The 24,150-nt window shown below is 61.5% G+C and carries 22 protein-coding genes and 1 tRNA gene; 13 read left to right on the plus strand and 10 right to left on the minus strand.

Going from position 1 to position 24,150, the window contains the following annotated elements; all coding sequences use genetic code 11:
- Positions 1-153 precede the first annotated feature (153 nt).
- Entirely contained in the window at positions 154-1,218 is a 1,065-nt protein-coding gene (locus BM026_RS09810; protein WP_231999541.1) for a 2,3-butanediol dehydrogenase, read from the plus strand.
- A gap of 83 nt (positions 1,219-1,301) precedes the next feature.
- Here the strand turns inward: BM026_RS09810 and BM026_RS09815 are convergent.
- Positions 1,302-1,378: transfer RNA gene (locus BM026_RS09815), tRNA-Arg, on the minus strand.
- Between the two features lie 370 nt (positions 1,379-1,748).
- Between BM026_RS09815 and gabD the strand changes: the two genes are divergently transcribed.
- From gabD to BM026_RS09830, 3 genes are all read left to right on the plus strand, one after another.
- Positions 1,749-3,191: an NADP-dependent succinate-semialdehyde dehydrogenase gene (gene gabD / locus BM026_RS09820; RefSeq protein WP_092248696.1), complete on the plus strand. Its 1,443-nt coding sequence runs from the start codon at positions 1,749-1,751 to the stop codon at positions 3,189-3,191.
- Between the two features lie 181 nt (positions 3,192-3,372).
- The gene (gabT, locus tag BM026_RS09825) at positions 3,373-4,650 is read left to right on the plus strand and encodes a 4-aminobutyrate--2-oxoglutarate transaminase (protein WP_092248693.1); all 1,278 of its coding nucleotides are present in this window, start codon (positions 3,373-3,375) and stop codon (positions 4,648-4,650) included.
- Between the two features lie 141 nt (positions 4,651-4,791).
- Positions 4,792-6,000: an HDOD domain-containing protein gene (locus tag BM026_RS09830; protein WP_093528324.1), complete on the plus strand. Its 1,209-nt coding sequence runs from the start codon at positions 4,792-4,794 to the stop codon at positions 5,998-6,000.
- A gap of 107 nt (positions 6,001-6,107) precedes the next feature.
- On the opposite strand, the gene BM026_RS09835 is transcribed toward BM026_RS09830, so the two are convergent.
- Positions 6,108-7,109 (minus strand): sensor domain-containing diguanylate cyclase, encoded by a 1,002-nt coding sequence (locus tag BM026_RS09835; RefSeq protein WP_093121814.1) that lies wholly within the window; start codon positions 7,107-7,109, stop codon positions 6,108-6,110.
- 188 nt (positions 7,110-7,297) lie between these two features.
- On the minus strand, positions 7,298-8,482 hold the full coding sequence (gene desA, locus BM026_RS09840) for a delta-9 fatty acid desaturase DesA (RefSeq protein ID WP_093528327.1): 1,185 nt from the start codon (positions 8,480-8,482) through the stop codon (positions 7,298-7,300).
- A 166-nt stretch (positions 8,483-8,648) separates the two neighbouring features.
- On the opposite strand from desA, the gene dibA reads away from it, so the two are divergent.
- The 6 genes from dibA (at position 8,649) to BM026_RS09870 (ending at position 14,976) form a co-directional block, all read left to right on the plus strand.
- Positions 8,649-10,562: a phosphodiesterase DibA gene (gene dibA, locus BM026_RS09845; protein WP_093121809.1), complete on the plus strand. Its 1,914-nt coding sequence runs from the start codon at positions 8,649-8,651 to the stop codon at positions 10,560-10,562.
- A gap of 301 nt (positions 10,563-10,863) precedes the next feature.
- Positions 10,864-11,046, plus strand: coding sequence for a sulfur starvation response protein OscA (gene oscA, locus BM026_RS09850; protein ID WP_003170956.1), 183 nt, complete (start codon positions 10,864-10,866; stop codon positions 11,044-11,046).
- A gap of 65 nt (positions 11,047-11,111) precedes the next feature.
- Positions 11,112-12,122: a sulfate ABC transporter substrate-binding protein gene (locus BM026_RS09855; RefSeq protein WP_071489766.1), complete on the plus strand. Its 1,011-nt coding sequence runs from the start codon at positions 11,112-11,114 to the stop codon at positions 12,120-12,122.
- A gap of 165 nt (positions 12,123-12,287) precedes the next feature.
- On the plus strand, positions 12,288-13,106 hold the full coding sequence (gene cysT / locus BM026_RS09860) for a sulfate ABC transporter permease subunit CysT (RefSeq protein ID WP_093528330.1): 819 nt from the start codon (positions 12,288-12,290) through the stop codon (positions 13,104-13,106).
- Between the two features lie 13 nt (positions 13,107-13,119).
- The gene (cysW, locus tag BM026_RS09865; RefSeq protein ID WP_010214166.1) at positions 13,120-13,992 is read left to right on the plus strand and encodes a sulfate ABC transporter permease subunit CysW; all 873 of its coding nucleotides are present in this window, start codon (positions 13,120-13,122) and stop codon (positions 13,990-13,992) included.
- 3 nt (positions 13,993-13,995) lie between these two features.
- Complete coding sequence (locus BM026_RS09870) at positions 13,996-14,976, plus strand: sulfate/molybdate ABC transporter ATP-binding protein (protein WP_034101869.1); 981 nt, start codon at positions 13,996-13,998, stop codon at positions 14,974-14,976.
- Between the two features lie 132 nt (positions 14,977-15,108).
- On the opposite strand, the gene BM026_RS09875 is transcribed toward BM026_RS09870, so the two are convergent.
- Positions 15,109-15,636, minus strand: coding sequence for an Mpo1 family 2-hydroxy fatty acid dioxygenase (locus BM026_RS09875; protein WP_092248675.1), 528 nt, complete (start codon positions 15,634-15,636; stop codon positions 15,109-15,111).
- 83 nt (positions 15,637-15,719) lie between these two features.
- On the opposite strand from BM026_RS09875, the gene BM026_RS09880 reads away from it, so the two are divergent.
- A complete protein-coding gene (locus BM026_RS09880) occupies positions 15,720-16,409 on the plus strand; it encodes a Crp/Fnr family transcriptional regulator (protein ID WP_092248673.1) in 690 nt (229 codons plus the stop codon).
- Here the strand turns inward: BM026_RS09880 and uraH are convergent.
- Positions 16,406-16,816, minus strand: a complete 411-nt coding sequence (gene uraH / locus BM026_RS09885) for a hydroxyisourate hydrolase (RefSeq protein WP_058424846.1) — start codon at positions 16,814-16,816, stop codon at positions 16,406-16,408. The two genes, BM026_RS09880 and uraH, sit on opposite strands and share 4 nt — an antisense overlap.
- A gap of 10 nt (positions 16,817-16,826) precedes the next feature.
- Positions 16,827-17,300, minus strand: coding sequence for a GlcG/HbpS family heme-binding protein (locus tag BM026_RS09890; RefSeq protein WP_093121803.1), 474 nt, complete (start codon positions 17,298-17,300; stop codon positions 16,827-16,829).
- A 98-nt stretch (positions 17,301-17,398) separates the two neighbouring features.
- Between BM026_RS09890 and BM026_RS09895 the strand changes: the two genes are divergently transcribed.
- Positions 17,399-17,764 carry a response regulator gene (locus BM026_RS09895; protein ID WP_071489770.1) on the plus strand — a complete coding sequence of 122 codons (366 nt, stop codon included), beginning with the start codon at positions 17,399-17,401 and terminating at the stop codon, positions 17,762-17,764.
- A gap of 127 nt (positions 17,765-17,891) precedes the next feature.
- Here the strand turns inward: BM026_RS09895 and BM026_RS09900 are convergent, their stop codons facing one another.
- A complete protein-coding gene (locus BM026_RS09900; RefSeq protein WP_093121799.1) occupies positions 17,892-18,896 on the minus strand; it encodes an AraC family transcriptional regulator in 1,005 nt (334 codons plus the stop codon).
- A 100-nt stretch (positions 18,897-18,996) separates the two neighbouring features.
- Here BM026_RS09900 and BM026_RS09905 point away from each other — a divergent pair, with 100 nt between their 5' ends.
- The gene (locus BM026_RS09905) at positions 18,997-20,076 is read left to right on the plus strand and encodes a fatty acid desaturase (RefSeq protein ID WP_093528334.1); all 1,080 of its coding nucleotides are present in this window, start codon (positions 18,997-18,999) and stop codon (positions 20,074-20,076) included.
- Here the strand turns inward: BM026_RS09905 and BM026_RS09910 are convergent.
- From BM026_RS09910 to BM026_RS09920, 3 genes are read right to left on the minus strand one after another with little or no spacing between them, the layout of a single operon-like run.
- Positions 20,048-21,658, minus strand: coding sequence for an arylsulfatase (locus BM026_RS09910; protein WP_093528337.1), 1,611 nt, complete (start codon positions 21,656-21,658; stop codon positions 20,048-20,050). The genes BM026_RS09905 and BM026_RS09910 overlap by 29 nt on opposite strands.
- A 15-nt stretch (positions 21,659-21,673) precedes the next feature.
- Positions 21,674-22,489, minus strand: coding sequence for an ABC transporter ATP-binding protein (locus tag BM026_RS09915; RefSeq protein ID WP_093528340.1), 816 nt, complete (start codon positions 22,487-22,489; stop codon positions 21,674-21,676).
- Positions 22,486-24,084, minus strand: coding sequence for an ABC transporter permease (locus tag BM026_RS09920; protein WP_092248656.1), 1,599 nt, complete (start codon positions 24,082-24,084; stop codon positions 22,486-22,488). The genes BM026_RS09915 and BM026_RS09920 overlap by 4 nt, the downstream gene beginning before the upstream one ends.
- Positions 24,085-24,150: the final 66 nt, after the last annotated feature.

Below are 24,150 nucleotides of genomic sequence, written 5' to 3' on the forward strand. Positions count from 1 at the left end.
TTTTCTTCGGACGCTCTATGAAAGGCGTGTCCAGGCGTTTTCGCGCAGCTGGCACTGGCCTTGCTCTGGCACTGGTAAACCGCCCGGCACGCCAGTGCCATCCGCTTCAAGGAGAAAAGCGCCATGAGCCTCTCGAGCAATTCGCAACGCAGCATGCGTGCCGCTGTATGGCACGGCCGTAACGATATCCGCGTCGAAGATGTGCCGCTGCCCGTTTCGCCCCCTGCGGGTTGGGTGCAGATCCGAGTGCAATGGTGCGGCATTTGCGGGTCCGATCTGCACGAGTACGTGGCCGGTCCGGTGTTCATACCGGTTGATGCGCCGCACCCGCTGACCGGCATTAAGGGCCAGTGCATTCTCGGTCATGAGTTTTGTGGCGAAATCGTCGAGCTCGGTGCCGGGGTGCAGGGCTTCAGCGTGGGCGAGTCGGTGGCAGCCGATGCCTGCCAGCATTGCGGCACGTGCTACTACTGCACCCACGGGCTGTACAACATTTGCGAAAACCTGGCCTTCACCGGGCTGATGAACAACGGTGCCTTTGCCGAATGGGTCAACGTGCCCGCCAACCTGTTGTACAAGTTGCCGGCGAACTTTCCGGCTGAAGCCGGGGCACTGATCGAACCTCTGGCAGTAGGCATGCACGCGGTGAAAAAAGCCGGAAGCCTGCTGGGGCAAAACGTGGTGGTGGTCGGCGCGGGCACCATTGGCCTGTGCACCATCATGTGCGCCAAGGCCGCCGGTGCTGCTCAGGTGATCGCGCTGGAGATGTCCGGAGCACGCAAGGCCAAGGCGCTGGAAGTGGGAGCGACCCACGTGCTCGATCCCAATCAATGCGATGCCCTGGCCGAAGTCCGCCGCCTGACCGGCGGGCTCGGGGCGGATGTCAGTTTCGAATGCATCGGTAACAAACACACCGCCAAACTGGCCATCGACCTGATCCGCAAGGCCGGCAAGTGCGTACTGGTGGGCATCTTCGAGGAGCCCAGCGAATTCAACTTCTTCGAGTTGGTGGCCACGGAAAAACAGGTAATGGGCGCGCTGGCCTACAACGGAGAGTTCGCTGACGTGATCGCATTTATCGCGGACGGGCGGCTGGACATCACGCCACTGGTGACAGGGCGCATTCAGTTGGAGCAGATCGTGGGGCAGGGCTTCGAGGAACTGGTCAAAAACAAAGAACATAATGTGAAAATCATTGTGTCGCCTGCCCGGGTTTGAAGCGAAGGGCGGGCGATGCGGTCTTTGCCCCACGCCCACAAAAAAGCCCCAGGCCTTTCGACCTGGGGCTTTCTCATTGTATCTGGTGCACCCGGCGGGATTCGAACCCACGACCCCTGCCTTCGGAGGGCAGTACTCTATCCAGCTGAGCTACGGATGCTTGTGCGGGCGACATCATACCCATGTCGACCTTGGGCGTCCATGCTGGTCTTTGGGCGTTCAAGCGTAGGAATTCGCTGCATAAAGGCCCTAGGCCGGGCGCCACCCATCAGAAGGGCAGAATCCGGCCCAACGACGTTGATCAGAAAGATCGACTAAAAGCGCCGTTTTCGTTCTTTTTTTCGAACAGACTATTGCCCTGTACCCCCATTGATCCTAGGATTCGTTTGAGATTTCAAACGCTCTGTCTCCCGCGCGCTATTCACCTATCCCGCGTGCTGGGGCTGATTTCCCTGACGGCAGCCCACAAGGCGCCTTTCAACAACTCTAATTCGCTCCGCGTGCGCGCGGTGCTGTTAAGGAAACCCGACATGCAGCTCAAAGATACCCAGTTGTTCCGCCAGCAAGCCTTTATCGATGGCGCTTGGGTCGATGCGGACAACGGTCAGACCATCAAGGTCAACAACCCGGCCACGGGCGAGATTCTTGGCACCGTGCCGAAGATGGGCGCCGCTGAAACCCGCCGCGCCATCGAAGCCGCCGACAAGGCCCTGCCGGCCTGGCGTGCACTGACCGCCAAGGAGCGCGCGAACAAGCTGCGTCGTTGGTTCGAACTGCTGATCGAAAACCAGGAAGACCTCGGTCGCCTGATGACCCTCGAGCAAGGCAAGCCACTGGCCGAAGCCAAGGGTGAAATCGTCTACGCCGCCTCCTTTATCGAGTGGTTCGCCGAAGAAGCCAAGCGCATCTACGGCGATGTGATCCCGGGCCACCAGCCGGACAAGCGCCTGATCGTGATCAAGCAGCCGATCGGCGTGACCGCCGCGATCACCCCGTGGAACTTCCCGGCCGCGATGATCACCCGTAAAGCCGGCCCGGCCCTGGCCGCCGGTTGCACCATGGTGATCAAGCCTGCTTCGCAAACCCCGTTCTCGGCCCTGGCCCTGGTTGAACTGGCGCACCGTGCCGGTATCCCGAAAGGCGTGTTGAGCGTGGTCACCGGCAGTGCCGGCGACATCGGCGGTGAGCTGACCAGCAACCCGATCGTGCGTAAATTGTCCTTCACCGGCTCGACCGAAATCGGTCGCCAGTTGATGGCCGAATGCGCCAAGGACATCAAGAAAGTTTCCCTGGAATTGGGCGGTAACGCCCCGTTCATCGTGTTCGACGACGCCGATCTGGATAAGGCCGTCGAAGGCGCGATCATCTCCAAGTACCGCAACAACGGCCAGACCTGCGTCTGCGCCAACCGCCTGTACATCCAGGACTCGGTGTACGACGCGTTCGCCGAGAAGCTGAAAGTGGCGGTGGCCAAATTGAAGATCGGTAACGGTCTGGAAGAAGGCACCACCACTGGCCCGCTGATCGACGAGAAAGCCGTGGCCAAGGTGCAGGAACACATCGCTGACGCCCTGAGCAAAGGCGCCAAGCTGCTGGCCGGTGGCAAAGTGATGGAAGGTAACTTCTTCGAGCCGACCATTCTGGTTGACGTGCCGAAAAACGCTGCTGTGGCGAAGGAAGAAACCTTCGGCCCACTGGCGCCGCTGTTCCGCTTCAAAGACGAAGCCGAAGTAATCGCGATGTCCAACGACACCGAGTTCGGCCTGGCGTCCTACTTCTATGCCCGCGATCTGGGCCGTGTGTTCCGTGTGGCTGAGGCGCTGGAGTACGGCATGGTCGGCGTCAATACCGGGTTGATCTCCAACGAAGTGGCGCCGTTCGGCGGCATCAAGGCCTCGGGCCTGGGCCGTGAAGGTTCCAAGTACGGGATCGAGGATTACCTGGAAATCAAATACCTCTGCCTGGGCATCTGACCCGGCAAGAGCTTGCAGCAAACGCAAAGGGCACGAGAGCGCTGACCCTTTGCGTGTTTCACCGCGTAATTCGTAGTGGCCGGGAAAGCTGTGGCAGTCGATCATCGCATGCTGCCGTAGTTGCCTCCCCGCCACGTATTCCTTGGACCACGCCACCCGATGAGTGGCGAATGAGGACTTTATGAGCAAGACCAACGCATCCCTGATGAAACGCCGCGAAGCCGCTGTACCGCGCGGTGTTGGCCAGATTCACCCGATCTTCGCCGAATCCGCGAAGAACGCCACCGTGACCGACGTTGAAGGTCGCGAGTTCATCGATTTCGCCGGCGGCATCGCCGTGCTGAACACCGGCCACGTGCACCCGAAGATCATCGCCGCTGTGACCGAGCAGCTGAACAAGCTGACTCACACCTGCTTCCAGGTATTGGCCTATGAGCCTTACGTGGAACTGTGCGAGAAAGTGAACGCCAAGGTCCCAGGCGATTTCGCCAAGAAAACCCTGCTGGTCACCACCGGTTCCGAAGCCGTGGAAAACGCCGTGAAAATCGCCCGCGCCGCCACGGGCCGTGCCGGCGTGATCGCCTTCACCGGCGCCTACCACGGCCGCACCATGATGACCCTGGGTCTCACCGGTAAAGTCGTGCCTTACTCGGCCGGCATGGGCCTGATGCCAGGCGGCGTGTTCCGCGCGCTGTTCCCGAACGAATTGCATGGTGTGAGCGACGACGACGCCATCGCGAGCATCGAACGCATCTTCAAGAACGATGCCGAGCCGCGTGATATCGCTGCCATCATCATCGAGCCGGTGCAGGGCGAAGGCGGTTTCTACGTCGCGCCGAAATCCTTCATGAAGCGCCTGCGCGAACTGTGCGACAAGCACGGCATCCTGCTGATCGCCGACGAAGTGCAAACCGGCGCCGGCCGTACCGGTACCTTCTTCGCCATGGAACAGATGGGCGTTGCCGCCGACCTGACCACCTTTGCCAAATCCATCGCCGGCGGTTTCCCGCTGGCCGGTGTGTGCGGCAAGGCTGAATACATGGACGCCATCGCGCCAGGCGGCCTGGGCGGCACCTACGCCGGTAGCCCGATCGCTTGCGCAGCTGCGCTGGCGGTGATGGAAGTGTTCGAAGAAGAGCACCTGCTGGACCGCTGCAAGGCAGTTGGCGAGCGTCTGGTGACCGGTCTCAAAGCCATCCAGGCCAAGTATCCGGTGATCGGCGAAGTACGTGCCCTGGGCGCGATGATCGCGGTCGAGCTGTTCGATGACGGCGACACCCACAAGCCAAATGCGGCGGCTGTTGCTTCCGTGGTGGCCAAGGCGCGTGACAAGGGTCTGATCCTGCTGAGCTGCGGCACCTACGGCAACGTGTTGCGCGTACTGGTCCCGCTGACTTCGCCGGACGAACAGTTGGACAAAGGCCTGGCGATCATCGAAGAGTGCTTCTCCGAGCTGTAAGAGAAAGTTGACCTGTTCGACAGAAAAAAACCCGCTCCGGCGGGTTTTTTTACGCCCATTGCCGCACATTCAGGTCGTGTTCATTGTACGTAGGCGGCTCCATTGACTAAGGTTGCAAGCATTGCCGATGGAGCGTGCTGGATGACTGCTGTTGATTTACCCGCTGTACCCCGCGTGTTGATTGCCGAGGCGGACCCTTGGTCGCGGGACCTGCTCAAGCAAGTGCTGTTGAATGTGCGCTGCGATGCGCGGCTGGATGTGTGTGCGCACGGGCATCAAGCGGCGACCCTGCTGCGAGATAAGGCCTATGACCTGATCCTGGCCGATTGGGAGTTGCCCGGCATCGATGGCCTGAGCCTGCTGCGCAGTGTGCGCCATAAGCGCCGCTCGCCGCTTCTGCCGTTCATTCTGCTGAGCAGTCGCAATGACAGCGCCAGCGTGCGCGAAGCCTTGCCCCTGGCGCCCACGGCGTACCTGACCAAACCCTTGAACATGGAAGGCCTGACCCAGCGCCTGCAGGACCTGCTGCTCAACGAAGGCGAAACGGTGTACTGCGAGATCCCACCGCTGGCGCCCGGCATGACCTTGCCAGTGTTCCTCGAGCGGCGCCGCGAAGTGTGCGATGGCGCGCCCTTGCGGGTCGATGTGAAAGCCGCCGTGCAACACAGCCTCGGGCCGGAAAGCCTTGACCTCAAGCATCTGGAAGACCAGGTGCGCATGGACCCGCAAATCACTGCCGTGCTCATCGCCGCTGCCAACAGTGCAGGCCATCACGGCGCACCGGTACAGACCCTGCCCGGCGCCCTGCACAAGCTGGTGCCGGGGCAAAGCATGAACCTGATCCTCGGGCTGGCGCTCAAGCACAACGTGGTACTGAGCGACCCGGCGCTGGTCGCCTACGCCGAGCGGCACTGGCAATTATCCCAGGACACCGCTGACTACGCCCTGCGCCTGGCCCGCATGCTGGAGCTGGATCACGAGCGCTGCTACAGCGCGGGTATCCTCCATCGGCTGGGCGACCTTGCGCTGTTACGCTGCCTGGAGGACTGGCGCCAGGGTGGCGGCGAGCTGGATGACGAAGCGATTGGCGAATCCCTCTACACCTTTGGCGCCGCCTACGGCTCGGCACTGCGCGCGCGTTGGCGTTTGCCGCTGGAGCTGCGCCAGTTGATTGCGGCGATCTACTCGCTTGAGGGCGGTGTGTATGCGCGGGATGCGCTGGTGGTGAATCTGGCGGCGCAGATGGCGCGTTTGACTGAACATGAAGGTTTGGAAGAGCTGGCGGCGGGCAAGACGGCGCGATTGCTCAAGCTGGGCTTTTCGGAGCTGACTCGAGTACGCAAATCCTAATGTGGGAGGAGGCTTGCCTCCGATGGCAGTGTATCAGTCACCCATGTGCTGGCTGACCCCCTGCTATCGGGGGCAAGCCCCCTCCCACATTTGAGCAGTGTCGACTCCTAGCCCGCGATCACACGGTTCTTGCCCAGGCGCTTGGCCTCGTACATGGCCGCATCGGCACGGGCGAACAGACTGTCCAGGGTCGAGTCGCGCTCGGTGAGGCTGGCAAGGCCCTGGCTGATGGTCACGCTGAAAGCCTGGCCTTCGTAGCTGAAGCTCAGCTCCTGGATCTCCCGGCCCAGGCGCTCGGCCACCTGCAACGCCATCTCCGGCGCACAGCCAGGCAGTACGGCGGCGAACTCTTCGCCACCGATGCGTCCGAACAGGTCGCCACGGCGCAGCACCCCTCGACCGCTCTCGGCGATACGCCGCAGTACCTGGTCGCCCTCCAGGTGGCCGTAGCTGTCGTTGATGTCCTTGAAGTCATCGATATCCAGCAGCAAAAAGGCCAGCGGGGCACCTTGTGCGCAGGCACTGTCGAAGGCCTGGTTGGCGCATTCGAAGAAGTGCCGGCGGTTGCTGCTCTGGGTCAGCACGTCGGTGGTGGCGAGGCGGTGCAGCTCCAGCTCCATCTGTTTCTTTTCGGTGATGTCTTCGGCCATGCCCACCACGATCAGTGGCTCGCCGGGCTCGACCTGCTGGTTGATGTAGCACTTGTCGCTCAACCAGCGAATCTGCCCGTCGGCGGTGATGATGCGGTACTCGCGGTCTTCCACGGCGCCCTGTTCCAGCACGCGGGCCAGGCTGTATTCGGCGTAGTCGAGGTCTTCGGGGTGGATACTGTTGCGCCACTCCCGGTGGTCGGCCAGCAGCAGGCCGGCAGAGCGCCCGAAGACGCGTTCGTAGGCGGGGCTCACATACAGCACGCGGCGGGTTTCCCAATCGATGGCCCACAGCACAGCATTCACGCTGACCAGCATTGAGCTCAGCAATTGCTCACGTTCGCTCAGTCGCTCGACTTCGCCCTGGGCATGCACCAGCGCCAGCAGGGTCGCCGCCGCCGCTGGGCGGGGATGCTCAGCTGCAGGCGCGTCGATTAAGGAGGACTTTTCGTGAACCATCGGCACAACTCTCTCTGGGCGCGCCGCAAACAGGAGCAGCGGTCACTACAAGGGGCCACCATGATGGCGAAGTGTTCATTGAGAGAGGCGAATTGCAGTGAAGTTCCGTCAACAGGACCGATTGCCGGTGCCCGGTAAATGACGCCAAAAAGCCGATAGGTGGGAGGGCAAGCCCTCCCACCGCAGCATCAGACTGCCGCAGGACGCAGCGAATAAGTCTTCAATTGGTGCGCAAAATCCCGCAGGGACTGGATGCCGCTGGCCTCGGCTTCATGCACCCATTCCTTGATGGCCGCCAGCATATCGTGGCCATTGGAGCTGGTCTTGAGCCAGATCTGCTGCAGCGCCAGGCGCTTTTCGTAGATCACTTTCAGTGCATGGCTGTGTTCAAGCATGCTCTGGATGCGCACGTGATGGCGGTCATCCAGCAAGCTGGTTTCCCGCGACAGCAGGCGCTTGGCGCGGTGGAATTGATGGCGCACCGAGTGATCGACCTTTTCCAGCTCCTGCTTGACCAGCGGGCCGATCACCAACTTGCGGTACTGGGCCATGATCTGGAAACGATTGTTGAGGATCGCCATGGCGGTATCCATGTCCAGATGGCCCTTGCCTTCCACGCGGTGTGCGATGGGGGCGACACGCTGCACCTTGGCCAGGCGCAGGAAGCTGAACACCTTGATCCACGCCCAGCCCAGGTCGAACTCCCACTTCTTCACCGACAGTTTGGCGGAGTTGGGGTAGGTATGGTGATTGTTATGCAGCTCCTCGCCGCCGACGATGATGCCCCACGGCACCAGGTTGGTGGCCGCGTCACGGCATTCGAAGTTGCGATAGCCCACGGCATGCCCCAGGCCGTTGATCACGCCGGCGGCCCAGAAGGGAATCCACATCATCTGGATCGCCCAGATGGTGATGCCGATGGTGCCGAACAGCAGCAGGTCGATCACCCCCATGATCGCCACGCCCAGCAGCGGGTAGGGGGTGTAGAGCCTGCGTTCGATCCAGTCGTCCGGGCAGTTCTTGCCGTAGATACGCAGGGTCTCTGGGTTTTCGGCCTCGGCGCGGTACAGCTCGGCGCCTTTGCGCAACACGGTGGACAGGCCCTTGATGACCGGGCTGTGCGGGTCGTCGACGGTTTCGCATTTGGCGTGGTGCTTGCGGTGGATGGCAGTCCACTCGCGGGTGTTCTGCGCCGTGGTCAGCCACAGCCAGAAGCGGAAGAAATGTTTCAGGCCGGCATTGAGCTCCAGGGAGCGATGGGCTGAATAACGGTGCAGATAGACCGTGACCCCAACAATGGTCACGTGGGTCATCAACAGCGTGACTGCCACCAGTTGCCAGGCTGACAGGTCAAGAAAACCGTTGTACCACATAGGCTGTATGGCCCTCAGATAAAGAAAAGAACAGCTCACGCATTATCACTAAGCCTACAGAGAAAACCAGCCGCCCTTTCAGATAGGAGTGACTGGATGTTTCTTATTCTATAATCCGCAGCCTTTGTAGGGCGATTCTGTTTTTTTGGTAAGGATTACTGAACATATGCCGTTTTCATACCGAGGTGCCCTGCGTGTGGGGCTGGTATACCTGCTGGTTTCCATCGCGTGGCTCCAGCTCAGCAACCACTTATTGATCAGCTTTCTCGATGAACCGTGGGAGTTGGGACGCTGGCTGCAAGTGCGTGGCTATGTGTGGGTGGCCTTCAGCGCCTTGGCGATTTACCTGATGTGCGCCCGATTTGCGCGTGCCAGCCAGCTTCAGCAACCGTTGAAGGAAAACCGCGAACGCCTGCGCCAGGCCGCCGCCGTGTTCGACTGCACCCGCGAAGGCGTGCTGGTCACCGACGCGCAGGGGCTGATCGTGCATGTGAACCGGGCCTTCATGGCGATCACCGGCTACAGCCGCGAAGACGTCATGGGCCAGCAGCCCAGCCTGTTCAAGTCCGGGCGCCATTCGTCGCATTTCTACCAGCAGATGTTCCAGAGCCTGGAGCGCACCGGCGAATGGAGCGGTGAAATCTGGAACCGGCGCAAAAGCGGCGAAATTTACCCCCAGTGGCAAACCATTCGTGTGATCCACGATGACCAGGGCCACGTCAGCCATTATGTCGCGGTATTTTCCGATATCAGCGCCATCAAGGACTCCGAGCACGAGTTGGCTCACCTCGCCCATCACGACCCGCTGACCGACCTGCCCAACCGCCTGCTGTTCACCGACCGTGCCGAACAGGCGCTGGCTTCGGCACAAATCCACAAGCGTGGTTGCGCCTTGCTGTTGCTGGACCTGGACCACTTCAAGATCATCAATGACAGCCTGGGCCATAACATTGGCGACCAGTTGCTCAAGCTGGTCGGCGAACGGCTCAAGGCGCTGTTCGGCCCAGGCGTGACCCTGGCGCGGCTGGGTGGGGATGAGTTCGCCGTGCTGGTGGAAAGTTGTCCACAGGTGGCGCAAGCGGCCAGTTTGGCGCAACGCATGCTGGATGCGATGAAGCAACCGTTCATCTTCGACGGCCATCAGCTGTTTATCAGCGCCAGCATTGGCATCAGCCTGTTCCCCAACGACGCCCTGAGCGCCGAACAGCTGTTGCGCAACGCCGATTCCGCGCTGTTCAAGGCCAAGAGTGCCGGCCGCGAAAGCTATGCCTTGTACACCGAAGAACTGACCGCCCATGCGCAGAACCGGGTGGAGATCGCCAGTGAGCTGCGCCGTGCCCTTGAACAGCAGGAGCTGTGCGTCTACTACCAGCCGGTGCACGACCTGCAGGGCAGCCGCCTGATCGGCGTCGAAGCGCTGGTGCGCTGGCAGCACCCGGAGCGCGGTCTGGTGCCGCCGGGCGAGTTCATCCCGATTGCCGAGCGCACCGGGTTGATTGCCGATATCGACGCCTGGGTCATGGACCAGGCCTGTCGGCAGATGTGCCAATGGCTGGCCGATGAGGTGCCGCTGAGTTTTATCGCCATCAATGTCTCCAGCCGCCTGTTTGCCCGGCGCGAGTTGTACGAGCAGGTCGCACAGGTGCTGCACGACACGGGTCTGGATCCCGCCTGCCTGGAACTGGAAGTCACCGAAAGCGCGGTGATGGATGACCCTGAAATGGCCCTGGAACAACTGCATCGCCTGCGCGAGCTGGGTTTGCGCCTGGCAATCGATGATTTTGGGACCGGTTATTCCTCGCTGTTGCGCCTCAAGCGCCTGCCGGTGCAGAAGCTCAAGATCGATCAGGGCTTCGTTGCCGGTTTGCCGTGGGACGAGGACGATGCAGCGATCGTGCGCGTGGTAATCGCCCTGGCGAAAAGCATGGGCATGCAAGTGCATGCAGAGGGAATCGAGCAGGTTGAACAGGCGCGGTTTCTGCTGGATCAGCAGTGCGATATGGGGCAGGGGTATTGGTTTGGCCGGCCGGTGCCGGCCCACGAAATTGATTGGCACCGAGCCCCCCCAATCCTGACCTGAAATGCAGTCAAAAGGTGGGAGCGGGCTTGCCCGCGAATGCGGTGCATCAGTTAACACATTTTTAGCTGACACACCGCTTTCGCGGGCAAGCCCGCTCCCACATTTGGATCTTCTCTAGGCTTTATTTACGTACTTGGGCACCAAACCCGCACGCAACCCCACGTCCCACCAGAAAATTCTTTCTGGTTATATAAACATTCTTAAATAGTATTTTTAAGAATATCCGCGCTTATCTACTATCGCCCTCACGCCGCAAGCAGTGCCGCCACTGCCAGGCACTATTCATTTCAGGAGCGAGACCATGAGCGCATCTCTACGTAGCGTCGACGGCCAGGACGAAGCAGCCATTTTGCGTGAGATCCAGAGCGCCTTGCGCGATCTGCGGTTTGGCGCAGTGGAAATCACCGTGCACAACGCCCAAGTGGTACAGATTGAACGCAAGGAAAAATTCCGCCTGCAGAACCCGGGTAACAAACCGAGCTGAGCAAGAACGGCGATAGACCCGCAACTATAAAAAAAGCCAACACCCAAAGAATTTCAGGAGCTTCTATGTCGTCGATTCGCCGTTACGCCCTGGCCGCCCTGGCCAGCGCCGTGTTTGCAGGTTCAGCGGTTGCCAAGGACTACGAGTTGCTCAACGTCTCGTACGACCCTACTCGTGAGCTGTACCAGGACTACAACGCTGAGTTCACCAACTACTGGAAACAGGCCCACCCGGGTGACAACGTCAAGATCCAGCAATCCCACGGTGGTTCGGGCAAGCAGGGCCGTGCCGTGATCGATGGCCTGCGCGCCGACGTGGTCACCCTGGCGCTGGCCGGTGATATCGACGAAATCGCCAAGCTGGGCAAGACCCTCCCGGAAAACTGGCAAACCCGCCTGCCGGACGCGAGCACCCCGTACACCTCGACCATCGTGTTCCTGGTGCGCAAGGGCAACCCAAAAGGCATCAAGGATTGGGGCGACTTGATCAAGAAAGACGTGTCCGTGATCACCCCGAACCCGAAAACCTCCGGCGGCGCCCGTTGGAACTTCCTCGCCGCCTGGGCCTATGGCCTCAAGGCCGGCGGCAGCGAAGCCAAGGCCCAGGAATACGTGAAGGAGCTGTTCAAGCACGTGCCGGTGCTGGACACCGGTGCTCGCGGCTCGACCATCACCTTCGTCAACAACGGTCAGGGTGACGTGTTGCTGGCCTGGGAAAACGAGGCGTTCCTGGCACTGAAGGAAGACGGTGGCGCCGACAAGTTCGACATCGTCGTGCCGTCCCTGTCCATCCTCGCCGAACCACCGGTTGCCGTGGTCGACAAGAACGCCGAGAAAAAGGGCAACACCGAAATCGCCACTGAATACCTGAAACACCTGTACAGCCCGGCCGGCCAGGAGATTGCGGCGAAGAACTTCTACCGCCCACGCGATGCAAAAGTGGCCGCCAAATACGCCCAGCAGTTCCCGAAACTGGACCTGGTGACTATCGACAAAGACTTCGGCGGCTGGAAAACTGCCCAACCGAAATTCTTCAACGACGGTGGCGTGTTCGACCAGATCTACACGGCGCAGTAAGCCAAAATACCTGTAGGGGCTCGCTTTTCTGTGGGAGCTGGCTTGCCTGCGATAGCATCACTGCGGTGTGACTGATACACCGTGGTGCCTGCATCGCGGGCAAGCCCGGCTCCCACAGAAAAGCGCGCTCCTACAGTGGTTTCTACCCTTTGACCAAGGACTCTTATGTCGCGTCGTATCTCCCCCGTCATACCCGGCTTCGGGCTGACGCTGGGCTACACCGTGGTGTACCTCAGCCTGATCGTACTCATCCCCCTGGCGGCGATGTTTGTACACGCCGCTCAACTCACCTGGGATCAGTTCTGGAACATCATCTCCGCACCGCGTGTGCTGGCGGCGTTGCAACTGAGCTTCAGCACCGCACTGTACGCAGCGTTGATCAATGGCGTGATCGGCACGCTGCTGGCCTGGGTGCTGGTGCGCTACACCTTCCTCGGCCGCAAGGTCATCGATGCGATGATCGACTTGCCGTTCGCGTTGCCCACCGCTGTTGCCGGCATCGCACTGACCGCGCTGTACACGCCTACCGGCCTGGTTGGTCAGTTCGCCGCCGACCTGGGCTTCAAGATCGCCTACACCCCGCTGGGTATCACCCTGGCGCTGACCTTCGTCACCCTGCCGTTCGTGGTGCGCACGGTACAGCCGGTGTTGGCCGATATCCCCCGGGAAGTAGAAGAAGCCGCCGCCTGCCTGGGCGCCAAGCCGTTGCAGGTGTTCCGTCACATCCTGGTGCCGGCGCTCCTGCCCGCCTGGTTGACCGGTTTCGCGTTGGCGTTCGCCCGTGGTGTCGGTGAGTACGGTTCGGTGATTTTCATTGCCGGCAACATGCCGATGAAAACCGAGATCCTGCCGTTGCTGATCATGGTCAAGCTCGACCAGTACGACTACCGCGGCGCCACATCCATTGGCGTATTGATGCTGGTGGTTTCCTTTGTCCTGCTGCTGCTGATCAACCTGTTGCAGCGGCGCATCGAACGTCCATAAGGAGGCGCGGAACATGTCCCAATCGTCTATTTCCGCCGCGTCCTCGGCCAACGCTGCCCGCCGTGGCAGCGCCGCGTCGCGACGCATCCTGATCGGCCTTGGCTGGCTGGTGTTCGCCCTGTTCCTGTTGTTGCCGCTGTTTATCGTGGTGACCCAGGGCCTGAAGAACGGCCTCGGCGCATTCTTCACCGCGATCCTCGAACCGGACGCGCTGTCGGCGTTGAAACTCACGGTGATCGCCGTGGTGATCTCGGTGCCGCTCAACCTGGTGTTCGGCGTCAGCGCCGCGTGGTGCGTGAGCAAGTACTCGTTCCGTGGCAAAAGCATCCTGGTGACGCTGATCGACCTGCCGTTCTCGGTATCGCCGGTGATCGCCGGCCTGGTCTATGTGTTGATGTTCGGCGCCCAGGGCTTCTTTGGCCCGTGGTTGCAGGACCACGACATCCAGATCGTGTTCGCCTTGCCCGGCATCGTGCTGGCGACCATCTTCGTCACCGTGCCTTTCGTGGCCCGTGAACTGATCCCGCTGATGCAGGAGCAGGGCACCCAGGAAGAAGAGGCCGCGCGCCTGCTCGGTGCCAATGGCTGGCAGATGTTCTGGCATGTGACCGTGCCGAATATCAAATGGGGCCTGATCTACGGCGTGGTGCTGTGTACCGCACGGGCCATGGGAGAGTTCGGCGCGGTGTCGGTGGTGTCCGGCCACATTCGCGGCGTGACCAACACCCTGCCGCTGCACGTCGAGATTCTCTACAACGAATACAACCACGTTGCCGCGTTTGCGGTGGCGAGTCTGCTGCTGATCCTGGCGCTCTTCATCCTGCTGCTCAAGCAGTGGAGCGAGAACCGTATTAACCGCCTGCGCGCCGGTGCGGCTGAGGAATAAGTCATGTCGATCGAAGTCCGTAATGTCAGCAAGAACTTCAATGCCTTCAAGGCCCTGAACAGCATCAACCTGGACATCCAGAGTGGCGAGCTGGTGGCCTTGCTCGGCCCGTCCGGCTGCGGCAAGACCACCTTGCTGCGCATCATCGCCGGCCTGGAAACCCCGGATGACGGCAGCATCGTGTTTCACGGTGAAGACGTCTCCGGCCACGACGTGCGCGATCGCAACGTCGGCTTCGTGTTCCAGCACTATGCGTTGTTCCGTCACATGACCGTGTTCGACAACGTGGCGTTCGGCCTGCGCATGAAGCCGAAGAACCAGCGCCCGAGCGAAAGCCAGATCGCGGTCAAGGTCCACGAATTGCTGAACATGGTGCAACTGGATTGGTTGTCGGACCGCTACCCGGAGCAGCTCTCCGGTGGCCAGCGCCAACGTATCGCCCTGGCCCGCGCCCTGGCGGTGGAGCCGAAAGTATTGCTGCTGGATGAACCCTTCGGCGCCCTCGACGCCAAGGTGCGTAAAGAGCTGCGTCGCTGGCTGGCGCGTCTGCACGAAGACATCAACCTGACGTCGGTGTTCGTGACCCACGACCAGGAAGAGGCCATGGAAGTCGCCGACCGCATCGTGGTGATGAACAAGGGTGTGATCGAGCAGATCGGCTCACCGGGTGACGTCTACGAAAACCCGGCGAGCGATTTCGTTTATCACTTCCTGGGTGATTCGAACCGCCTGCACCTGGGTGAAGACAAACACGTGCTGTTCCGTCCCCACGAAGTGTCGTTGTCGCGGCATGAGCTGGAAGACCACCATGCTGCTGAAGTGCGGGATATCCGTCCGCTCGGCGCTACCACCCGTGTGACGTTGAAGGTGGAAGGCCAGAGCGAGCTGATCGAAGCGGAAGTGGTGAAAGACCACGACAGCCTGACTGGCCTGGCGCGGGGCGAGACGCTGTTCTTCAAGCCCAAGGTCTGGCAGAAAGCCTGATAACCCCGCACTGTGAAACGGTGCCAATGTGGGAGGGGCGGTGCGACGATTCGACTTGCCCCCGATAGCAGTGGGTCAGTTGATAAACATGTCACTGAAACACCGCCATCGGGGGCAAGCCCCCTCCCACATTTAGGCCTCTCTCGGCTTCAGATCGCGTCGAACCACCGGCCCCGAGCGCTCCTCGATCTGCTGCTTGAGGTCATGCCGCAACCCCAACAGGAATGCCAGTTCGGCCACCACGAACAATGGCCCCACGATCAATCCCGAGACGTCATCCACAAACGCCGGCTTGCGTCCTTCGTAGTAATGCCCGACAAACTGAATCACCCAACCCACCACGAACAGGCCAATGCCGCTGCTGAGCCACACCAGCGTGCTCTGCGCCGCCAGCACGTGCCCGGCCCATAACGACAGGCCCATCAGCACGGTCATCAACACGCCCAGGGCCAATTCCAGGCGCAGGTAAAACCACGCAGAGAACAGCGCGAGAAGAACGGCGGGTGAGATCCATAGGCCAGCGACGGCCCATTCGGGGCGTGACAACAGCACGGCCACTGCCACCACAATCAGTGGAATGCCGACAAAGTGGCTGGCGATATTGCGCGGGTCGCGGTGGTACGCGGCATATTGACTGAGGTGGTCGATGAGGCTTTTCATTGTTATTCCTCCTGTAGGATGTTTGATCATCTCCCGTCAGCCAGCGACTGACTGTCAACTGGGCGACAATCTCTGGAGTTCTCATGATTGCGGCAACCTGGCATGCCCGATTGGCCACCGGCCAGTGGTTCAGCCACCTGCCTGTACCGCTACAGGATAGTTTGCTGGCGGCGGCTCGGCTGCGTCAGCTGACGGCGGGGCAGTACCTGTTCCGGCGCGGTGATCCGCCCTGTGGGGTGTATGCGGTATTGGAGGGGGCGGTGCGGGTCAGCGCGGTCAATGCGCAGGGCAAGGAAGCTATTCTGAGCCTGGTTGAAACGCCTTACTGGTTCGGCGAGATCTGCCTGTTCGATGGTTTGCCACGTACCCACGACGCCTTGTCGGTTGGGCCGTGCACGCTGTTGCAGGTACCGCAATCGGCGATGCTCGAGATTCTTGACCAAAGCCCGGTGTATTGGCGCGACATGGCGTTGTTGATGAGCCAGAAGTTGCGCCTGTCGCTGATCAATATCGAACAGATGAGCCTGATGCCGGCGTCGACACGTATCGCTCACCGGCTGCTGATGATTGCCGGCGGGTACGGCGAGATAGAGCATTCCCGTCGCGTCCTGCAACTGCCCCAGGAAGATCTGGCCGCGATGCTGAGCCTGTCGCGCCAGACCACCAACAGTTTGCTTAAGGCGTTAGAGCAGCAGGAGATCATCAAGCTGAGTTACGGCGCGATTGAAGTGCTCGACCTGCCGCGCTTGCGGCAGGCCGCGGGGGCTGGCTAGGAACCGCGATACGTCGAAAAACCGTAAGGGCTCAGCAGCAGCGGGATGTGGTAGTGCTGGTCGGCCTGCTTGACCTCGAATATTACCGGGACTTCCGGGAAAAACGTCTCGCGATTGGCTTTCTTGTAGTAGTCACCGGTCTTGAACACCACGCGATACTCGCCCGGCTTCATGGCTTGGTTGGCCGGGAACAGTTCGGCGATACGCCCCTGCTGGTTGGTGACACCTTCGGACAGCGACTGCCAGTGATCGCCTACGTGTTGCTCCAGGGTGACGTTGACACCGGCAGACGGCAGACCGTTTTCCAGGTTCAGCACATGCACGCTCAGCGGGTTGCCGGCCGCCAGGGCCAGGCTGCTCAGGCCGCTCAGGCTGAGGGCGGCGAGGGTCATAGTCAGGGTTTTCATTGAGGTTTCCTCAAGGGGTGATTGTCAGGCCAAGTTGATTGGCCGCCTTTACCGCGCACGCGTCGTCCTGCTCGGCACCGCCGGCACCGGCAATGCCAAGCGCGCCTACCAGTTCAGTGTCGGCGAACAGCGGCACGCCGCCCCCGAGCAACAGCAATTCGGACAAGCTGTTAAGGTTGGCGGCCTCTGGGTTGTTGCGCGCACGCTCGGCAAACAACCGAGTGGGGGTTTTAGTCGACAACGCCGTGTACGCTTTGCGTTGGCTGGCGATGCTGTTGTGTGGACCTACGCCATCGGCCCGCAGGCTCAGCAATGGATTACCGCCCCGGTCGAGTACGGTAAGTGCCGCCGTGCACTGCGCCAGGCTGGCGTCTGCCAGTTGGCGTGCGGTGTGCAAATCCAGGTCGGCGTGGCGCGGCAGCGGTGGTGCTGCCAGGACGCTGGCGCTGATGGCGAAGCTCAAGAACAAGGTATTGCGGTACATGGGAACGGCTCCAGAAAGCAGGCGGTTACCTTAGCCAGCGGTCTCGCTCAAAAGCCGAACAATTCGATTACAGGTTTGTAATGAACCAAGAGGTAGGCATGCAGGTGTTGTTAGTGGAAGACCAGCCGAAATTGGCGCAACTTATGGCCCAGGGCTTGAGCGAGGCCGGCTTCGCAGTAGAAGTCGCAGCCAATGGCATGGCAGCTCAGCGGTTTGTGGAAAGCACTGACTATGACTTGGTGATCCTGGATGTAATGTTGCCGGGTTTGAATGCCTGGAGGTTGCAGCAGTCGATTCGCAAGAAGGGCGAGACGCCGGTGTTGTTCTTGACGACCCCGGAAGGAATCGAGGACCGTCTGCGCGAGTTGGAACTGCATGAGGATGATTACTTGCTCAAGCCGTTTGAAGCCAAGGCCTTGGTGGCGCGGGTGAAGAAGTTGTTGCGGCGTGACCGTGGGCGATGATTGATCCGGCAACTTCAATACCTGGACCACCGCCATCGCAGGCAAGCCAGCTCCCACATTTGGAATGCATTCCCTGTAGGAACCGGGCTTGCCCGCGATGGGGCCATCACGAACACCGCAAATCCACCTACCGCAACCCATCCCTGAACTGCCCCGGCGTCATCCCCGTCCAGCGCTTGAACGCGCGGTTGAAACTGCTGGTATCAGCAAACCCCAGCAAATGACTGATTTCCGCCAATGAGCATTGCGGATCCCGCAAATGCAGCAACGCCAAATTCTCCCGGCACTCATTGAGCAACGCATCAAACCGGCAGCCTTCATCCGCCAGATGGCGTTGCAGGCTGCGCAGGCTCAGGTGCAGCGCCTGCGCAACCCGCTCGGCGCTGGGTTCGCCGTCGGGCAACTGCGCTTCGATCACCCGGCGGACCTTGCGTTCCCAGGTCAGCGGTTGCAGTTGGGCGAGGGTGCGCTTGAGCACGGTTTCGTTGTGTTCGGCCAGTTCGGGGTTGGCGTCGTCCAGGTGGCTGTCGAAATCCTGGGCGGCGAACTCCAGGCGGTCTTCCTCAGCGCCGAAAAACACCGGCGCGCGAAACACCGTATGCCATGGCTTGGGATCGGCCGGTTCCGGCCTTCGCAGGTACACCGCCAGCGGCGCGTATTCGCGCCCCAGGCGATTGCGACAAGTGCGCACATAGATCGCCGCAAACGCATCGATGGCCTCGAACGCTGGCGCTGGGTTTCCCGGTAGTTGCAGCAAGCGGAACCGGTAGCGCTCGCCATCGCCGCTCAGCTCCAGGGCCAGTGCATCGCTGACCACCTGGTGATACCGCACGATGCGCTCGAACACTTCCCGCAAGCTGCCACTGGCCACCAGCGCATACCCCAACGCATGAAACGTGGTGGGGCTGACGAACCGCGACACCCGCAGACCAATCGCCGGGTCGCCGCTGGCCTGCACCGCCAGCTCCCACAAACGCGTGGTCGCTGACAGCGGATAGCGCGCGTTGGGATCGTCCATCTGCCGCGGGTCGAGCCCGGCTTCCAGGCACAGCGCGGCGCTGTCGAGGCCCAGGGCGTCGAGTTGCTTGCGCAGGGCGCGGGTCCAGCTGGCGAGGGAGGTGGGTTCGGTCATGGCGATTGGCGCTTGCGGTCAACAGGTTGGCGTGCGTGGCTGATGCCCTGGCGGACCGCTTGGGCCAGGATGCATCCATCAATAACCAGAGGATGGAAGCATGGACGGTACTTCTGCAAGTCCCCAGCAGATGAACGCACAACAGCGCTCGGCGCATATCCGTGAAGTGGTGCTGGCCGAGGGCGTGCGCCTGCGCCAGCAGCACCCTTGGCTGCTGCATCAGGACGCGTTGGGCGCGGGCATCCTGGCCTTTGCCTTGGCGGGCATGATTGGCTGCGCAGCGCTCTACATCAGCGGGCATATGGCCTGGTGGGTGTGCCTGCTGCTCAACGCGTTCCTGGCTTCACTGACCCACGAGCTGGAACACGACCTGATCCACAGCATGTACTTTCGCAAGCAGCGCCTGCCGCACAACCTGATGATGGGCCTGGTGTGGCTGGCGCGGCCCAGTACGATCAACCCGTGGGTACGCCGACACCTGCACCTCAACCATCACAAGGTGTCCGGCACCGAGACCGACATGGAAGAGCGCGCCATCACCAACGGCGAGCCCTGGGGTTTTGCGCGGTTGCTGATGGTCGGCGATAACGTCATGTCGGCCTTCATCCGCATCCTGCGGGCCAGGACCTGGACGCACAAATTGACGATTCTCAAGCGCTCGCTGCTGGTGTACGCACCGCTGGCACTGCTGCATTGGGGCGCGTGGTATGTGTTCCTTGGCTTTCATGCCGCCAATGGCATTGCCAGTCTGCTCGGTGCGCCTATCGAGTGGTCAGCTGGCACCGTGCAGATGATGCAGGTGATTGATATCGCTGTCGTGGTGATCATCGGCCCCAACGTGCTGCGTACCTTTTGCCTGCACTTTGTCAGCTCCAACATGCACTACTACGGCGATGTGGAACTGGGCAATGTGATCCAGCAGACCCAAGTGTTGAACCCCTGGTGGATGTGGCCTCTGCAGGCGTTCTGCTTCAACTTCGGCAGCACCCATGGCATCCACCATTTTGTGGTGAAGGAGCCGTTTTACATCCGCCAGATGACCGCCAAGGTGGCGCACCAGGTGATGGCTGAGATGGGCGTGCGCTTCAATGACTTCGGGACGTTTGCGCGGGCCAATCGGCTGGAGCCGCAAGCGCGCACAAACGCGGGGCTCAATCCGGCTGAAACGGTGATGCGCTGAGTATTACGCCGGTTTCGTCCACGTATTGCTGCCAATGGTCGATAAGCGTGGCCAGTTTGTCCGGGTGACGCTGGGCCAGGTCGTGGATCTCGCCGGGATCCTGGCCCAGGTCATAGAGCTGCCATGTCGCCGGGCCCACCGGGCCTGGGATGTACACGGCTTTCCACCGGCCCTGGCGAATGGCCCGGCGCCCGAACAGCTCCCAGCCGGTGACGGTGTGCTCATCGTGCACCTCGGCGGTTTCACCTGACAGGAAGCCCAGCCACGACTTGCCCCGCAGTGGCGCCACCGGCTTGCCGCGCCATTGTTGGCCCGGATGGCGCACACCGGCCAGGTCCAGGAGCGTCGGCGTGATGTCCATCACTGTGCCAAACCCATGGCTGATCCGGCCTTCAAGCGTCAGCCGAGGGTAGTGCATCAGTGCCGGCACCCGAATCCCGCCTTCGGTGGTAAATGCCTTGAACAGCCGTGACGGGGCGGTTGCCACTTGAGCCCACGAGGGGCCGTACCAGACGTAGGAGTTGGCACGCCCGATGTTCTCCAGGCTGTTGTCGTAGTGCTGGTTGAGGTAGGTCAGCAGCTCGGGGCCGAACTTGGGGAAGGCTTCCAGCAGCGCACCTTCAGCGCCGTTGTCGGACATGAACACGATGAACGTGTTATCCAGTTGACCCTGCTGGCGCAAGTACTCCACCACCCGGCCGATGTTCCAGTCCATGCGCTCGACCATGGCCGCATACACTTCCATCGCCCGCGCCGACACTTGGCGCTGTGTCTCGGTAAGGCCGGCCCATTGGGCACTCAATCCGATCAGTGGATGGGGTTCGACATCCGCGTCGATCAGCCCCAGGGCCTTGAGCTTTTCCAGGCGTTCCAGGCGCAGCACCTCGGGTCCGGCGTCGTAGCGGCCACGGTATTTGTCGACGATCTCGGCGGGAGCCTGCAACGGCCAGTGCGGGGCGGAGAATGGCAGGTAAGCGAAGAACGGTCGCGCCTGGTCGCGCTCCCTGAGGTATTGCAGCAACTTGTCGCCAAAAGCGTCGGATGAATAGAAATGTTCAGGCAGTCGCTCGACGAAAATGTCGTCTTCGATATACAGCGCAGGCGTGGATTTGAGCAGGCCGGGCGTCGTCTCGTCGTAGGGCGGTTCGAAGCCATAGTGGTTGGCCGCGCCGGGCAACAGCGCGAAGGAGCGTTCGAAACCCCGCGCGTGGGGCGCCAGTTCGGCGGTCAGGCCCAAGTGCCATTTGCCGCTCATCAGGGTTTGGTAGCCGGCCTCGCGCAGCAGCTCCGGCAAGGCCACGACCTTATCGTTCAGGTAGCCCTCATAGCCGGGCTTGCCGATCAGCTCGGGTGTGAGGGCCTCGGCCATGGTGCCAATGCCGGCGATATGGTGGTCGGTGCCGGTCAGTAGCATCGAGCGGGTCGGCGAGCAGGTGGGCGCGGTGTGGAAGTCGGTCAGGCGCAGGCCGTTCAGGGCCAGGGCGTCCAGGTGTGGTGTGGCGATTTCCCCGCCAAAGGCGCCGAGGTCGGAAAAGCCCAGGTCATCGGCCAGTATCACGAGAAAATTGGGACGTTGCGGCATCAAGGCACTCCTCATTCAGCAGGCAATAAACGCCAGGGGCAGGTTGCGGATCTGTTCGCGCACAGGGGGCTGGTAATGGTCATCGTTGGTCAGTTCGTGCAACAGCTCCTCACGTAATTGATGGAACTCGAAACTGCTGCGTTGGCGCGGATGGGGCAGGGTGACTTGCACCACTTGTTTGATCCGGCCTGGCCTTGGCTCCATCACCACGACGCGGTCGGCGAGGAAGATCGCTTCTTCCACGTCGTGGGTCACCAGCACTGTCGTGATCCTGGCGCGGGCACGAATCGCCAGTAGTTCATCCTGCATCTGCTGGCGTGTCAGCGCATCGAGGGCGCCGAATGGCTCGTCCAGCAGCAGGATACGTGGGCTGGCCACCAGGCCGCGGGCAATTGCCACGCGTTGCGCCATGCCGCCGGAGAGCTGATGGGGGTAGGCACGCGTAAAGTCGGCCAGGCCGACCAGCTCGATAAAATCATGGACCCGTTGGCTGCGCTCGGCGTCGCCTGATGGTTCGTTGACCAGCCCCAGCCCAATGTTTTGCTCCACGGTCAGCCAGGGAAACAAGCGGTGTTCCTGGAACACAATGCCGCGCTCACGGCCGATGCCACTGACGGCTTTGCCGTCCACCTCGATCTGGCCGCGGAACTGTGTGTCCAGGCCCACCAGCAGGCGCAACAGGGTGGATTTGCCGCACCCGCTGGAACCGACAATCGCGACGAATTCGTCTTCGGCAATCTCCAGGTTGAATTCACGGATGGCTTCCAGCTCGACACCGTCGACGTCAAAGCTCTTGCCCACATGGTTGAAGCGGACGATAGGTGCGTTCATGCGTGTCTCCAGCGGGTAGCACGGGTTTCGATGCGTTGGCCGATAAGGTTGAGGGCGGCGCCAGTGAGGCCGACCAGGAGCATGCCGCTCATGATCAGGTCCATGCGCAGCAACTGTTGAGCGCCGATCATCAGGCTGCCGATGCCGCCGTTGGAGGGCATGAAATACTCAGCGCCGATGGTGCCCAGCCAGGCATAGATCAGGCTCAGGCGCAGGCCGGCGAAAATCCCCGTCGCAGCGCCGGGCAACACCAGGCGGCGCAGGCGCTGGAACAGGTTCAGGCGCAGCACCTGCGCCGCCTCGCGCAGTTGGGGTGACAGGTTCAATACGCTGCGCTGGGTGGCGATAAATAACGGGAAGAACGCGGCGAGGGCGATAAACACCCCCTTGGCCAACTCGCCCAGTCCGAACCACGCGGTGAGCAACGGTACCCAGGCGAAGATCGCAATCTGGCGCAGCGCAGACAGCGTCGGCCCGAGTACGCGCTCGCTGCGCCGCGACAATCCCAGCCACAGGCCCATGGCAAACCCCAGGCTGGTGCCGAGGATCAAGCCGCCCAGCGTACGGCCCAGGCTTTTGCCCAGGGCACCGGACAGGCTGCCATCCAGCACGCCCGTCACGGTGGTGTGCAGGACTGTCCATGGGCTGACCAGAATGTTCGCATCCACCCAATCCTGCTGGGTTGCCAGTTGCCATAACGCCAGCAACAGCAGCGGCAACAGCCAAGGCTGCAGGCGTTGCCAGCCTTGATAGCGGGGGCCCTGAGGAATCTGTGCCGTCGCCGGATGGGGCCAGTGCACCCATTTGCGGTCCAGCCAGCCGATGCCGCGATCCATCACCACGCCCAACACGCCGATCACCACGATGCACACGAAAACGATATCGAGCATGAACAACTGGCGAGCCCATACCATCAAGTAACCAATGCCTTCGCTGGACGCCAACAACTCCACGGCCAGCAATGAGGTCCAGCCGGCGGCCAGCGCGAGGCGTACGCCGGCCATGAACGCGGGGAGCGCGGCCGGCAGGATCAGCCGACGAATCAGCAGGTGAGTGGGCAGGCGCAGCACGCGGGCGGCTTCACGCAGGTGGGGCTGGGCATCACGCACGCCGACCAGTACATGCAGGGTGACGGGCACTACGATTGCCTTCACCAGCACCACCAGCTTCAAGGTTTCGCCGATACCGAAAAACACCATGAACAGGGGGATCCAGGCCAGTGTTGGCACTTGCGCCAAAGCGCTGAACGTGGGGAATACCACGCGCTCGACACGGGCGCTGAACCCCAGCAGGGCACCCAGCAACGCCCCGGCGCCGATGCCCGCCAGGAGTCCCCAGAACAAGCGCTGAACACTGATTGCCAGGTGAGTCCACAACTCGCCACCGGCCAATTCCACAGCGCTGCTCCACACCAGTGAGGGTGGTGGCAGAATCTGCTCGCTCATCCAGTGATTGTGGCTGGCCAGCCACCACAGCGCGAACAGTGCCAAGGGCAACAGCCAGGGCAATAACCGTTCTCCCAGTTTTGGCCAGCGGTGCGCCCGATCATGACGGGGAGCGGCCAGAGGCAGGCTCAACAGTGATATTCGGGCCATGGAGGACCTCCGTTGTCGCCGATGGCGTTATGTGATTTTGATCTTACAAAAACGCAATCAAGATGA

This window comes from Pseudomonas sp. NFPP24 (assembly GCF_900112095.1).
Lineage (GTDB): Bacteria > Pseudomonadota > Gammaproteobacteria > Pseudomonadales > Pseudomonadaceae > Aquipseudomonas > Aquipseudomonas extremorientalis.

Coding starts and splice junctions, on each gene's coding strand:
- BM026_RS09810 (WP_231999541.1), top strand. CDS start 154: ATGCGTGCCGCTGTATGGCACGGCCGTAACGATATCCGCGTCGAAGAT.
- gabD (WP_092248696.1), top strand. CDS start 1,749: ATGCAGCTCAAAGATACCCAGTTGTTCCGCCAGCAAGCCTTTATCGAT.
- gabT (WP_092248693.1), top strand. CDS start 3,373: ATGAGCAAGACCAACGCATCCCTGATGAAACGCCGCGAAGCCGCTGTA.
- BM026_RS09830 (WP_093528324.1), top strand. CDS start 4,792: ATGACTGCTGTTGATTTACCCGCTGTACCCCGCGTGTTGATTGCCGAG.
- BM026_RS09835 (WP_093121814.1), bottom strand. CDS start 7,109: ATGGTTCACGAAAAGTCCTCCTTAATCGACGCGCCTGCAGCTGAGCAT.
- desA (WP_093528327.1), bottom strand. CDS start 8,482: ATGTGGTACAACGGTTTTCTTGACCTGTCAGCCTGGCAACTGGTGGCA.
- dibA (WP_093121809.1), top strand. CDS start 8,649: ATGCCGTTTTCATACCGAGGTGCCCTGCGTGTGGGGCTGGTATACCTG.
- oscA (WP_003170956.1), top strand. CDS start 10,864: ATGAGCGCATCTCTACGTAGCGTCGACGGCCAGGACGAAGCAGCCATT.
- BM026_RS09855 (WP_071489766.1), top strand. CDS start 11,112: ATGTCGTCGATTCGCCGTTACGCCCTGGCCGCCCTGGCCAGCGCCGTG.
- cysT (WP_093528330.1), top strand. CDS start 12,288: ATGTCGCGTCGTATCTCCCCCGTCATACCCGGCTTCGGGCTGACGCTG.
- cysW (WP_010214166.1), top strand. CDS start 13,120: ATGTCCCAATCGTCTATTTCCGCCGCGTCCTCGGCCAACGCTGCCCGC.
- BM026_RS09870 (WP_034101869.1), top strand. CDS start 13,996: ATGTCGATCGAAGTCCGTAATGTCAGCAAGAACTTCAATGCCTTCAAG.
- BM026_RS09875 (WP_092248675.1), bottom strand. CDS start 15,636: ATGAAAAGCCTCATCGACCACCTCAGTCAATATGCCGCGTACCACCGC.
- BM026_RS09880 (WP_092248673.1), top strand. CDS start 15,720: ATGATTGCGGCAACCTGGCATGCCCGATTGGCCACCGGCCAGTGGTTC.
- uraH (WP_058424846.1), bottom strand. CDS start 16,816: ATGAAAACCCTGACTATGACCCTCGCCGCCCTCAGCCTGAGCGGCCTG.
- BM026_RS09890 (WP_093121803.1), bottom strand. CDS start 17,300: ATGTACCGCAATACCTTGTTCTTGAGCTTCGCCATCAGCGCCAGCGTC.
- BM026_RS09895 (WP_071489770.1), top strand. CDS start 17,399: ATGCAGGTGTTGTTAGTGGAAGACCAGCCGAAATTGGCGCAACTTATG.
- BM026_RS09900 (WP_093121799.1), bottom strand. CDS start 18,896: ATGACCGAACCCACCTCCCTCGCCAGCTGGACCCGCGCCCTGCGCAAG.
- BM026_RS09905 (WP_093528334.1), top strand. CDS start 18,997: ATGGACGGTACTTCTGCAAGTCCCCAGCAGATGAACGCACAACAGCGC.
- BM026_RS09910 (WP_093528337.1), bottom strand. CDS start 21,658: ATGCCGCAACGTCCCAATTTTCTCGTGATACTGGCCGATGACCTGGGC.
- BM026_RS09915 (WP_093528340.1), bottom strand. CDS start 22,489: ATGAACGCACCTATCGTCCGCTTCAACCATGTGGGCAAGAGCTTTGAC.
- BM026_RS09920 (WP_092248656.1), bottom strand. CDS start 24,084: ATGGCCCGAATATCACTGTTGAGCCTGCCTCTGGCCGCTCCCCGTCAT.